Annotated in this window: 16 protein-coding genes; 2 read left to right on the forward strand and 14 right to left on the reverse strand. The window is 38.7% G+C overall.

What is annotated here, in order from left to right; all coding sequences use genetic code 11:
- Positions 1-9: 9 nt before the first annotated feature.
- Entirely contained in the window at positions 10-915 is a 906-nt protein-coding gene (locus ACJV45_RS03250) for an exonuclease domain-containing protein (RefSeq protein ID WP_419397640.1), read from the reverse strand.
- 189 nt (positions 916-1104) lie between these two features.
- A complete protein-coding gene (locus ACJV45_RS03255) occupies positions 1105-1662 on the reverse strand; it encodes a TetR/AcrR family transcriptional regulator (protein WP_419397641.1) in 558 nt (185 codons plus the stop codon).
- A 129-nt stretch (positions 1663-1791) separates the two neighbouring features.
- On the opposite strand from ACJV45_RS03255, the gene ACJV45_RS03260 reads away from it, so the two are divergent.
- On the forward strand, positions 1792-2313 hold the full coding sequence (locus tag ACJV45_RS03260; RefSeq protein ID WP_004111736.1) for an HXXEE domain-containing protein: 522 nt from the start codon (positions 1792-1794) through the stop codon (positions 2311-2313).
- 38 nt (positions 2314-2351) lie between these two features.
- Entirely contained in the window at positions 2352-3533 is a 1182-nt protein-coding gene (locus tag ACJV45_RS03265; RefSeq protein ID WP_419397642.1) for an alpha/beta fold hydrolase, read from the forward strand.
- Between the two features lie 127 nt (positions 3534-3660).
- Here the strand turns inward: ACJV45_RS03265 and ACJV45_RS03270 are convergent, their stop codons facing one another.
- From ACJV45_RS03270 to abc-f, 12 genes are all read right to left on the reverse strand, one after another.
- Complete coding sequence (locus tag ACJV45_RS03270) at positions 3661-3924, reverse strand: hypothetical protein (RefSeq protein ID WP_419397643.1); 264 nt, start codon at positions 3922-3924, stop codon at positions 3661-3663.
- A gap of 398 nt (positions 3925-4322) precedes the next feature.
- Positions 4323-4940 (reverse strand): DNA alkylation repair protein, encoded by a 618-nt coding sequence (locus ACJV45_RS03275; RefSeq protein ID WP_419397644.1) that lies wholly within the window; start codon positions 4938-4940, stop codon positions 4323-4325.
- A gap of 47 nt (positions 4941-4987) precedes the next feature.
- Entirely contained in the window at positions 4988-5452 is a 465-nt protein-coding gene (locus tag ACJV45_RS03280; RefSeq protein WP_419397645.1) for a GNAT family N-acetyltransferase, read from the reverse strand.
- Between the two features lie 167 nt (positions 5453-5619).
- Positions 5620-5940, reverse strand: a complete 321-nt coding sequence (locus tag ACJV45_RS03285) for a type II toxin-antitoxin system RelE/ParE family toxin (RefSeq protein ID WP_419397646.1) — start codon at positions 5938-5940, stop codon at positions 5620-5622.
- Positions 5937-6242 (reverse strand): type II toxin-antitoxin system RelB/DinJ family antitoxin, encoded by a 306-nt coding sequence (locus ACJV45_RS03290; protein WP_419397647.1) that lies wholly within the window; start codon positions 6240-6242, stop codon positions 5937-5939. Before ACJV45_RS03290 ends, ACJV45_RS03285 begins: the two co-directional genes overlap by 4 nt.
- Before the next feature lie 293 nt (positions 6243-6535).
- Positions 6536-6871, reverse strand: a complete 336-nt coding sequence (locus tag ACJV45_RS03295) for a restriction endonuclease (protein WP_419397648.1) — start codon at positions 6869-6871, stop codon at positions 6536-6538.
- A 139-nt stretch (positions 6872-7010) separates the two neighbouring features.
- Positions 7011-8063 carry a HigA family addiction module antitoxin gene (locus tag ACJV45_RS03300; protein WP_419397649.1) on the reverse strand — a complete coding sequence of 351 codons (1053 nt, stop codon included), beginning with the start codon at positions 8061-8063 and terminating at the stop codon, positions 7011-7013.
- A 32-nt stretch (positions 8064-8095) separates the two neighbouring features.
- The gene (locus ACJV45_RS03305; RefSeq protein ID WP_419397650.1) at positions 8096-8350 is read right to left on the reverse strand and encodes a type II toxin-antitoxin system RelE/ParE family toxin; all 255 of its coding nucleotides are present in this window, start codon (positions 8348-8350) and stop codon (positions 8096-8098) included.
- Between the two features lie 335 nt (positions 8351-8685).
- On the reverse strand, positions 8686-9696 hold the full coding sequence (locus ACJV45_RS03310; RefSeq protein ID WP_419397651.1) for a GNAT family N-acetyltransferase: 1011 nt from the start codon (positions 9694-9696) through the stop codon (positions 8686-8688).
- Between the two features lie 478 nt (positions 9697-10174).
- Positions 10175-10549, reverse strand: coding sequence for an integrase (locus tag ACJV45_RS03315; RefSeq protein ID WP_419397652.1), 375 nt, complete (start codon positions 10547-10549; stop codon positions 10175-10177).
- Positions 10550-10713: 164 nt separating this feature from the next.
- Positions 10714-10893 (reverse strand): hypothetical protein, encoded by a 180-nt coding sequence (locus ACJV45_RS03320; protein WP_285060866.1) that lies wholly within the window; start codon positions 10891-10893, stop codon positions 10714-10716.
- A gap of 199 nt (positions 10894-11092) precedes the next feature.
- On the reverse strand, positions 11093-12535 hold the full coding sequence (gene abc-f / locus ACJV45_RS03325; RefSeq protein ID WP_419397653.1) for a ribosomal protection-like ABC-F family protein: 1443 nt from the start codon (positions 12533-12535) through the stop codon (positions 11093-11095).
- Between the last annotated feature and the right edge of the window lie 197 nt (positions 12536-12732).

Consider the following 12732-nt stretch of genomic DNA (forward strand, 5'->3'; position numbering starts at 1 on the left):
CATCCAATTTCACTCATTTATCAAATCATAGAAAGTACTCTCATCGATGATTTCTATATCTTGCCCCTCAAGCTTGAGCTTTTCTGCTTTCTTATGCTTTGATGACTTTTCACCTTTAAGAATTGCATTGTAATCATTATCCCCAAGTATCAGATAGTTTGTTTGCTTAGTCACACTATTATCTAAGACACCGCCGAGATTCACTACAATCTGCTGAGCATCCTTGCGAAGCATTTTCTCAAGCTTACCAGTAAAAACCACGTGCCGATTATAGAAAAATCCATCTTTATCAACAACCACTTCATCAGGCTTAATTGCTTTGATATCTATCCATTTACCACCGTGACTTCCGCTAACAGGCCATAAATCTTCAATTACTAGATTCTTCTCAGCCATGCGTGTTTTAACTGCATCATATAATTCTTTCGTCGCAATACAATCAGCTAAAGCACGATGCTCATTATTATGCAAACCCAAATAATCAGTTAAATCAGAAAGCCTGTGATGCTTCAACTCAGGATACAGTTTACGAGCAAATTGCATCGTATCCATATACTGATTAGACAATTGTTCCTTAAAACCCTCATTCAAAAAACGCATATCAAAAGAAGTACTATGCCCAAGAATAATATCCTCACCAATAAATGAAAGCACAGCCGTTTTCACATCAGCGATAGACGGCATACTCTCCAACATTTCATTAGTTATTCCTGTTAATGCTGTAATAAAATCGTCTATGTCAAAGTTTGGTTTAATCAACTGGTCATAACGATCTACAATTTCATTGTTCCTGACCCTTAAAATACCAATTTCAATAATTTCATCGTAATACGCAGATAAGCCGGTCGTTTCGGTATCCAGCACACAGTAATCATCAATGAGTTGCTTAGTGTAATTTGAGTTTGAATTGGACATAAAAAGCACCTCCTTCATCTATTGAAATCAGTCTAGCACTTATTATATCTTGAAAGCTAAGTGCCTTAAGCATAAAAACAGGTCGATTGTAATAATTGACCGGCTGTTTTAACTATTTTTTATAAAGATTTTGTCAGCCTTTTTCGCGCAATTACTACCGTTAGTGTATCAGATTAACTATTAAAAAACTCAAGAATTAGATGCAATTATTTGTAGCATCATTTTAGATATTTCTTTTGGAGACGGGCGATTTTCCATTTGCATCCATTCGGAAAGAAGATTCCAAAGTGCACCGGCACTGACAAGCAGTGCAGCTTTCTTTTCAAAGATGCTATCGTACAAATTTTGATTTCCACGAACGGTGTCATAAATCACAGGTAAGGCCCGATTGAATTCTTCCAGCAGATAATAGAACAGATGATTCCGCTGCAAAAGACGCAAAAAGTTGATCTGTTTCTCCCAAAAGGTAAAAAACACTTCCACAATCTGCTCCAGTGTATAGTGCCTGTCTTTTTGAAAATAAGTAATGTAGTCCTCACATCTTTCTAAGAAGCATTGCTGTAATACCTGCTCCTTCGACTCAAAGATCCGATAAAAAGTTCTCCTTGATAAAAGCGCATGTTCGGCGATTTCTGTTACGGTAATACGAGCGTAGTCTTTTTGGCTCATAAGATCCAACAAGGACTGCATCAACCATTGACGGGATTGCTCAGCGATGGGATTCTTTTCCTTTTCTACCAAACTCATTTTGGTCCTCCTGTCACACTTTTTCGGGATTGTAGCACTTGAACTTCTTCCATTAACAATCATGTCTTTTTGAATATAATATAAATTAGAAAGTGACACAAGTGAGACAGATAAAGGAGGCTCAATTTTATGAATACAATAAATACGATTGTTTGGCTGTTCCCGGTTATTTTTATGCTGCATGACTTCGAGGAGATTATTTTTGTAGAGGCATGGAAACGGAAATATAAAAGAAAAATACAAACAACAAAAATGAAGAAGATTCCATTTGCCGATTTGGGAAGCACCCCGTCATTTTCCATTGGTGTATTGATTGAATTTTTCATTATTTCAGCTTTATCGCTCTCTGCTTGTATCTTTGATTGGTACTTTTTGTGGCTGGGATTATTTTTTGGATTTACCATTCACCTGATTGTGCATTGTATGTTGGCGTCGCAATTTAAAGGCTATGTACCCGGAGTGGTCACCGCAGTCCCGTTACTTCCGTTTTGCTTTTATATCCTTTGGGTCTCAAATGAATTCCTTTCTTTTACCACAGCTCAATTATGGATCAGTTGTGTAGTAGGCGCTATTTTGATGCTCTTAATGGTGGCTGTTTTGCATAGATGTATGAAATCGTTTGAAACTTTTATCAAGAAGTGGGAAGTTTAATTACCCACAAATAGCAAATTTTTAAGGAGGTCTTTTGCATGGAGTTGGAATTTAAACAAGGTATGTATCACCTAAATCCTGATCCTAATTTTAACTTTCAGCTTAACCGTGTCATTCTTTGGGATGGAGGGAATTTAAACGATGTGATGCAGGCTGCCAAAAGGATTACAGACAGCACAAGCTGGAAACAGGAAATGATTTACCTTGGGGATCATGCACTCTCTCAAAACAGAATCCCTCAGGCAATTGCATATTACCAGATGAGCGAATTTTTTGATGGAAATCCTGGCAACAAGGAATACTATATAAAAGCCACAGGACTGTTTTATGAGTATTACCATTCTTATTTCGATGAGAGACGTGTCCAGAAAATTCAAGTTCCATATGAAGATGTTATGCTGCCAATCATGGTTGCAAAAACTCAAAAACAATGTAAGGGCACCATTCTTTTACACGGTGGTAACGATTCATGCTATGAGGAAATGTTTTTGCCGATGTTATATCTTTCTGAACACGGGTATGATGTATATCTATTTGAAGGTCCTGGACAAGGCAACGTTCTTCGTGTTCAAGGTAAACACTTTACATATGCTTGGGAACGTCCGGTCAAAGCAATATTAGATTTCTTTCACTTGAATGACGTCATTATTATTGGTGTTTCTTTGGGAGCTATGCTGGCCCTGCGTGCTGCTGCACTTGACAAGAGAATTACAAGGGCTGTATCTTGGTCTGTTTTTCCGGACTTTCTTGACGTGGTTCTCGACCAAATACCAAAAAAGGTAGCCGGTATCGTTCGGTTTATGTTGAAACATAATCTTCGCATCGTTCTCAGCCCTATTCTTTGCATGATGAAATTGATACGGAAGAATGACCCATTATTTCAATGGGGTGTCAATCATGGAATGTACGCCTATGGAGCTGACAGCATTTATGATTATCTGAAGAAAGTGAGTAAATATCAGATTATGGATGTGGCCTCCATGATTGAACAAGATGTATTGATTCTTGGTGCCAACCAAGACCACCTCGTTGATTACCGAATGATCGGCAAAGAAATCAACGCACTTACCAATGCGAACTCTCTCACATTTCGCCTTTTTACTGAAAAAGAAAATGCGGGAAATCATTGCAATTTAGGAAACGCCAAACTGGCTTTAGATGTGATACTGCAATGGTTGACATTTTTAAAACAGCGTGATTTAGAAGTTAGGAAGAATTGAATTCATTTCAAGAATCTCATGTACATCTATCCTATCATACTCAACGTGTAACTCTTTTAACAGCAAAAAAGCACGTCAGCAGCTTGCTGATATGCTTTTATTTTGCCTTCTAACATTTCCTATAAGCTTAACGCTTTAATTCTGTTTTGCTCCCATCAAGGAAAGTAAGATCAACCTTTCCATCGTGATGCACAGTTAGATGGTCAACCATGCTAAGCCAGACGTTTTCATCGAACACTGTTAACAAGTCCTGTTTTTTCAAGTCCTCGATAAAATATTCAACTCCATCATGCCTCGCTTGCTTTTCAACAATGCGAGCTTTTACTCCCTTAAGCCTTGATTCTACAGTATTGAACCTGTTCACTAGACTCGTATATTTTTTCTCCCACATATGCTACGGTACATTTCCTTTTGCATAAATTTTTTCCACTTACAGGGTGGGTGCAAAGTGGGTGCACTTTTTAACGTTATCCATCCTGTGCACTCGACCCTAGAGCGTTGATATGTTTCCTCAAACAGCAAAATCACGCTCAAAAACCGCGAGAACCCAGCTTAAAGACGCCATACGCTAAACCTTTTAACGATAGTTCTCGTTAAGCCTTGCTACACAAGGGCAAAAATGCACCCACCTAATCAGCCCTTGACATCAATACAACACTCTCGACGTGGATTGAGAGAACTCCTAGTATAGCTACACTTTTTTGAGTGCACACTATGGATAGTGGGTGCACTTTTTAACGATAGAAAAAGCTATCGTTAAAAAGTATTACCTCGACAAACTGGGAGTTGTTAGCTTACAAGCTTACTCGCTAATTTGTATACTTGATTTATTTCTTTGCTTTCTAACTTCCAGTTACAAAGTTCAGCTTTAATTAACTCTGGAAATTTTTTACTAATATCTCTTAAAGCATTCCCTACCGATTTTCTAACATATTCACTCGTATCTTCTTTTAATGCAGCAATTCGTCTGATAGCTTCATTCGGATTATCTTTGAAATATGGTCTACTTGTCCATATTCTAAGTCCCTCTGTAACCGCTCTCCTTGTATTAGGATTATTGTTTTTTAACCATTCATCAATTATTTCAAGTGCTTTTTCATATCCTATTTTCTTGCAAAATTCATCAAATGCCTTCGCCAATACTTCCTGAACTCTCCAATTATCATCTTTGGAAACTTCATCTCTCATAAATGCTAAAATATCATCTTGCTCTGATAAGTATCCAAAAAGAAATACACCATACATTCTAACTTGGTAGACATCAGATTTATATGCTAAAAATGCTAATTTTCTTATATATTCATTATCATTAGATTTGTAATCTGCAAAGGCTCTTTTTTCCTCCTCTTTGAAGCCATTTTCTATCAACGAAAATTCTTTTTCTAAACTCACGATATATTCTTTCATGCAGCTTCATCTCCTTCCAACTTCCAATTTCTCACTTTGTCACCTTTTTAAATCTTATTAACCAGCTTTCTTTTGAATACACTGCAACCATCACTTTCTCCAATAAATTCAAAATCATTTTTCAGCGCAATATGTTTGGAGATTTCCTGATTCGAATCACACTCAATAACCAAGTTTTTCCCTATCTTTGAACTACGTTCTATAAAGACTTTTGTTAAATCATTGGCATATCCTTTTCCCCAGTATCTTTTATTAAGTATCCAACCAAGTTCAAAGGAGTCTTCATCATACTCATGGAATATTACATATCCAATAAAATTCTGATTAAAATCTTCCACCGTATAGATCAAAGGAGGGTCAATCAGTGCGACACTATTTAGAAAATCCGCTGTTTTTTCCAACGAAAAAGGAGGTTCTATAAATTCCATGACATCTTCATCTGAAAGTAGATTATAGAGTTCCGTTAGATCATTATTAGTAAATTTTCTTATCTTTAATCGTTCAGTAACCATACTGCACCTCCTTCTCTTTTCCTATTGTTTTCTTGCATTCTATGATACGTTAATGTAATTGTTTCGATATTGATGAAAAGTACTGGTAGCATATTTACACTTTTTTGAGTGCATACTATAGATATTGGGTGCACTTTTTAACGATAGAAAAAGCTATCGTTAAAACTTTAATTGTCATTTATAACTTTCTCAATATCTCTTTTCCCATAAAGCACACGAGAAACCACAACTTCATGCTTTTCTTCAAAAACAAAATAAAAAATAAGAAAATTATCACACGCCATGAACCTTAAACCTCTACTTCTCCATGGCTCAAAACTAACTAAACGATGCGCAAGAGGAAACTCATCAAGACTCAATATTGCTTTCTCCAACCTATTTACCTGCCCCTGCGCGTTTTTCAAAGACAGTAAATTAAACGCAATATAAGCGTAAATACCACGCAAGTCTTCCTCAGCCTCACGCGAAATGTGCACAACGTAAATCATAAGTCAAATTCCTTATGCAAAGATTCAAAAACCTTACTCGCAGGCTTCACATCACCAGACAAAACCGACTTATAACCCTTTTCCAACTCATCATTCAACTCACCTTGAGTCATAGAACTCACATCACGCGGCTCTCTATAACCCAATTTAACATCAAAAGGAAGCCCCTGCCGTAAAACAACCTGCTTATAAAACATGGTAATAGCACTCGAAGGAGGAAGACCCAAAGAATTCAATATATACTCTGCCTGCTCTTTTAACTCCGGATCAATACGAGCATACAAGTTAGCTGTTTTCGCCATACAATCACCCCTTATTTCTTACGACGATTATACAACATTGCATTGGCATTGCAATGTCACTGCATTAACATTAGCAAATTACACTTATACGTAATATTAAAAGCCAAATCGCATTCAAAAACCGTAAGAAACCAGCTAATAAACTTAAAACATAATAAAATCAAGTCACAAAATTTACACAAAACACTACTCATTTTGATATTCAAGCAAAGCATCAGTATCAATCGTTTTAATTTCAAACGTTTTTCTTGTTGAAACACAAAAATTATGCTTAATCATAAGATTTGCAAGCTTCACACCATCAACCAAATAATATGATGATTGTCAGCATAATCCTTAGCTTTCTGCGAAAACCTAGATGTTGTAACAAAAAGACCATGTCCAAGCTTACCAGCAATTGCACCAACAAAACTTTGAATATCAGGCTGCCCAACAACTTTATCTAAAGCCCATTTCTTAGCTTGTATATAAATCAGTGAGAACCCAAGCTGATCCTCCATTATTACACCATCAATTCCATCATCACTAGAAGCGACAGTAGCATGACTACCATAAGCAATAGCCCCATAACCCATACTGGAAAGAAGATCAACAACAAGTTTTTCAAAAGTATACGGAGAAATATTCAATACTTCATTCAACAAATCAGAAGCAAGAGTCGCGTTAATCTGCTTATATGCTGATTCAATCTGTTCCTTCCTTTATTTTTCGCATAATAAAAGGACCATGCTCTTCACATGATCCTTCAAAGTCTTTTCGATGATTACTTTATACAGCTATTTCATATTTTTCTTTCAGATTATTCAGCATGCTATACTTAATCATTCCTTCCGTCTGCATTCTCCCAACTACTATCCCAGGTGCAATTCCATGTTCTTTTGCAAACTGGAGTACGCTTCTCTCTGAATAATCTCTACCTCTTCTGAAAGCCTCGAACTCCTTAGATGTTATCAGTGTCTCACCAGACCATTTGTCAGCAGCTTTTTCATCATCCTCAGATGTACCGTTAGGCTGTCCTACATGGCCGAGAGCAATGTGGGCAAGTTCGTGGAACAAACTAAACCAAAACTTATCCGCGTCCTTTCCTCTTGCCGTAAGTCCAACAACAATTTTACTTCCATCCATAAAGGAAGCTCCCTGAAGAAAAGATCCTTTAAGGTGTGGCAGAAATACTAAAGCTATTCCACAATCTGCAAGACATTTCTTTATCTGAGGGCAGAATTCCGTTGGCTTAAGCACGGTCATTTTTCGTAACTCTGGCATAGCGGAAATTAAGCCTTTAACGTTGATTGGTGCGGTTTGGATATCTCGTGCCTTAATCTTTGCTTCCTGAGCCCAAGCCATCAACGCCAAATCACTTTTTTCTGTGATTGCCAGACGTCTACATGCAATTCTTGTAATCTGCTCGCTTCCAAGAAGAGAAAGATCAACAACTTCAAAGTATTTCCTAAGATTGACAACTTTATCCTTAGCTTCTCTGATCTTCGGGACCCATCCGAATTTTGCCATCTCGCTATAGGGAAATTGTTTTGCCATCTCGGCATCAGCATCCATTGCGTTTTCTGCTCCTGCCTTAATAATCTTCTCTCTGTAGATTGCCTCAAGGTTATTCCAAAACTTAGCTGGAACACCTAAAACCATCTCTAACCTAACAGCGGTCTCCGGTGTAAGCTGTACGTCACCGTTTACAAGCTTGCTGATATGCTTCTCAGACATATCCATCCTGGTCGCAAACTCCTTCTGGCTCATACCTCTGTCGTTCAACTGCTCTTTAATTGTCGCCCCAGGTGGCGTTGCAATATAACTGCGACTTCTCACCATAGTGCTACCTCCTTGACTTATCATCTTGATCATTAATGATAATCGACTATTTCCAAAATGTTCGCTATTTGGATTTCGTCGCCATTCTTCTCAAATAGCAATCTGTACGGATGAACCAAATCCACTGCGTATTGTCCTTTCCGATTCTGCTTAAGAGGATGACATCGTCCAATACGGAACTGAATCATCATTTCAACAGTGTCTGCTGCGCCAATTTCATCTATACGCTGATGTATTTTATCGGCCATTTCTCGACCGTAGGTTCTCTCTGCAGCTTTGGCATCCATACAAACCTTTTTGATTTTGTTGTTTTTGTACGTGATATCCAAAGCATCACCCTTCTTTCGGATTTACCTTTGAGGTAAATATATGATAACACGGGTATCCAATTTAGTCAAGATGCAGATTCACCTAAGAGGTAAATTCACCCCCGTCAGATTTTCACTTTTCATTTCGCGATTTTGCACACGTGACCCCCGCGCCGTTCCCTGGGAGCCGTACCTGTAGAGATTCGCACCGCCCCCTACCCGCGATGATTTCCCAAATAGTCCCCTCTCTAAAGTGGGCCCCAAAATTGGGACTAGCGTTTTCAAATTAAGCGAACGCTTTCCTTCATAGGTCTTTATAGTTCTTTTTTGAGTATGATGATTTCGTCTGTCCTGTATTCCTCGACAAATCCACGATTCAGAAACATCGTGATTCCCGGATTATCTATGGCGATATCGTCATACAGTATTTTCACTCCGTTTTGTTTAGCGGCACTACACAGCAAATCCAATCCAATGCCGCCATAGCCTTTTCCTCTGTGTGGAGCATAGATTATGACATCTGCGACATAAAAGTTTCGGCCGCTATAACAATGATAGGCAATCTCTCCAATAAAACGACCTGTGTTGTCCTTCAAATATCTGTAATAATGTTTATTCTCATGATTCGCAATCCAGAAATCATACCAGTAGCACCATTCCTCTTTCGGAAAAGAAATCGTCCCTCCCCATGCATGGTTATATGACATGGTTTCCGGATCTGCCAGCATTTCCTGCTTGAACCAAAGTTCTTCCAAAGATGGCGTATAAAGCGTAATGAGACCTTTCCAGTCCTCTATCGTCATCAAATTGACGTGTCCCTTACGCATTTCGCCCATCTGCGGCACAGGTACTTCCTCGGTTGTCCATTGATACTTGAATCCAAGCTTCTCCTGCACACGTTTCGATTTCTCATTGCCATCGTAGTATCCACAACACACACGGGAAAGTTTCAGATTTTCAAAAGCGTAGCGCAACAGCTCACTTGCTGCTTCTAGAACAAGTCCCTGTCCCCAGCACGGAACACCCAGCCAGTAACCCAACTCCGCCTCGTCATCCTTTTTAGCAAGATCGCTGTGGAAATGCAGTCCGATACTACCAACAGGAAGCCCCGACTCCTTCAGCACGATGACATAGGCCTCCGGCACCATCAGCACGTCCCGGATGACCTGACGGCTGTGTTCCACGCTTGTATGCACCGACCACCCGGCAATAGGACTTACACGTGGATCTTTTGCGTATTTATAACATTCTTCCGCATCTGCTTCTTCCCAAGGACGGAGAATCAGCCGCTCTGTCTCCAGTGGCTGTATAAGACTAATCTCCATGCCGACCACGCCGTACTTTTGCTGCTAGTCTTTTGAATAATAAATGCCCATATCAGCCGGTGACGCCGTGCCGATATTCTGAGCGGTGTAGCCGCATTTGAGCAGGGGAAGCTCGTGATAAAGCTCTTCAAAAGACTTATGTTCCCACGGAGCGATTTTGCGGTCATTTTTGTTTCTTGCCGCTGACGATCAGATGCCCGAAAAGCCCATAAAGTCAAGCATTTTTTCGGCGGTTAGCCTTTTACCCTTGACATCAATACAACACTCTCGACGTGGATTGAGAGAACTCCAAGTATATCTACACTTTTTTGAGTGCACACTATGGATAGTGGGTGCACTTTTTAACGATAGAAAAAGCTATCGTTAAAAAGTTTAAGACTGGCTTAATAGCTTGATTCTTGAGCATAAAAACAGCCTAGAGAGGATTCCCCCTAGGCTGAGTTTTGTAACATTTCAAACGCTCACATTCTTTTGACTTTTACGATGCCCTTTCAATATCCACACTAAACTCTGATTTAAAAGTTACGCTGAACCTGTCCTCGTAAACTTTTATTTTCTTTATATACTTTCTTACCAGCTTCTCGTCATACTCACTAATATCGTGACGCTCACTTTTCAGAAAATCTTCCATTTCTCTGATTCGTCTTTTAGCATCTTCTTGACCTGCTTTTTCTATAAGAAGCTGCTGTTTCTTACCCTTCAGTTCATCAATCTCATCAGCTATTTTCGTGTAGTCTTTTTTAGCTTTAAGCAAGGTTAATAGTATCGCTTGTTTGTCCGCAATTCTTTTATCAACCGTTTCAAGCTCACTTAAGTTGTTGCCCGCGATAATTTCTCTAATATTATTCTTCAACGTATCCAATACTTCATCCGATTACCCTAACTAATCACCGGCTAAACAGGACGGACATTGAGCCTGACTTTAAGATTCATAAAAAGAAGTGACTATTACTGACAGAGATCAGTAATAGTCACCCAACGTGAGATATTCAACTATTGACTTGAACCAAACAAAATTCAATCAGTCTTTCGAAGGACAGTCTTAAGCGAGATCACTGTGACACCAATAACAAAAGAGGTAAAACCAACTCTAATAGCAAGTGTGCCACCCCATATTAAGGCAACCAGCATCGCGATTAAGGCAACCGTCAAGCCGAATGTCGCTACTTCACGGCAAAAACGAACGAGCTTGTCCATTCCTTAAAAACCTCCTCGTGCACATACTAATAATCAGATTTCATTTTACCTTTTGAGCTATATTTCTTCAATGCGTTCTATTGCACCATCCCAATCACCAGGATAATTGCAATTGACATCTATGTATTCCTGGGCACTAAACTTCTCATTTGTGCAATGCCAGCGAATAACAGCAAATATTCTCATTATGATAATTAGCCTAAACCTTATTTTCCTCATTATATTGCTGCAAATTACCTTCAAAACCAGTAATCTTTTCATTCTCGATAAGTAACAAAGAATCCGCTACATTGTTGATAAAAGACACATCATGCGTCACGAAAAGCAAGGGTCTGTCGTAGCCTTGAAGCAGCTCTTCTAAGGCTTCTATGGCACGAATATCTAAAAAGTTAGTTGGCTCATCCATCAGCAAATAATTAAAGTTACCTGTTAGAAGCTTCGCCAATTTCACCTTGGCTTTTTCACCATCACTAAGCACATTCACTTGCTTGAACACATCATTTGTTTTGAAACCTAGACGAGCCAAGATGATTCTCGTCATTGACTGGTCATAGATTGAATAAGGTAATACGTTGCCTAGAATCGTTTTTGTATAGTCGAGTGTTTCTCCTAGCTGACTATAGTAACCAATTCGTAAATTCGGATGTGTCCACGTTTCACCGTTAAGAATCATGTTGAGCAAAGTGGTTTTCCCTGAACCGTTGTCACCTAATAAGGCAACTTTATTTGTATTGTCTATCGCAAAATTGACATTCTTAAAAATCACCTTGCTATCAAAGCTCTTATTGAGATTTTCTGCCCTGATGAGTACCTTGGAATGAATTTTTTCTCGCTCGTCCATATTGAGCTTGATGGCTGCATTTTGATATGGCTTACTCTTCACCTCTAGTTGATTTACTCTTTCTAAAGTGGCTTTTACCTGTTTGTCGAGCTTCTTCTTATTTTGTTGCCCACCCATTTTATGCAGCCTAGCTTCTGAGTTACCCATCCTTTTGGGTGTGGTTTTTACTTTTGCTGACTGCTGTTTTATTGCATTTGCAACCTGTAAAAGACGCTTCTTTTCTTTTACATAACTCTCATATTCCCTCTCAGCACACTTATACCTCTTTTCTCTTTCGCATAGGTAAAACGAATAATCACCGCTATAAACCTCAATTTTCCCATTGACCAATTCGAAAATTTTCGTACAGGTTTGATTAATAAAATCTCGATCATGGGAGACAAGAATAAAACCCTTATTGCGAGAATAGAGCCGTTTAGCTAATAGCTTTCTTTGCTTAATGTCTAAATGTGATGTAGGCTCGTCAATAAGCAAAAATGCTTTATTATCAACTAAAAGGTGCTCCAGTTTCAATCTTTGCTGCTCGCCTGGACTACTACTACAATTCTGCTGAAAACGACGCTGATACATAAAACCGAGTTCATCTTCTAAATTGTTGAGCAAATAACTAATCTCGTCGTCCATTTGAACTCGCCCCGCATAGTCAGTATCAAGACTTGAAAGTATGCGTAAAAAGGTGGTTTTGCCTGTGCCGTTATCACCAATTAAACCAACCTTGTCACAAGCACCAATAGATAGATGATCAATCGCAAATAAAGTTCTTGCACCTACAACTTTTGTTAAATCATCAATACGTATCATAAATCCTCCTTGAAAATACCGAGAGGATTTAACCTCTCTACATTAGTTAGAACAGGATTTATTAATTACCATCTTTTGATACCTCCGAAAATAATTGTCACTATTATACCATGTACTCATATATATAACTTAGTACTTCAAGCAACTTAACTATCGTCTTACTTATTTCACAAAGCTGGGTGCAAAGTGGCGAATCG

Origin of the sequence: Gardnerella lacydonensis, assembly GCF_048545055.1 — a bacterium.
Lineage (GTDB): Bacteria > Actinomycetota > Actinomycetes > Actinomycetales > Bifidobacteriaceae > Bifidobacterium > Bifidobacterium vaginale_C.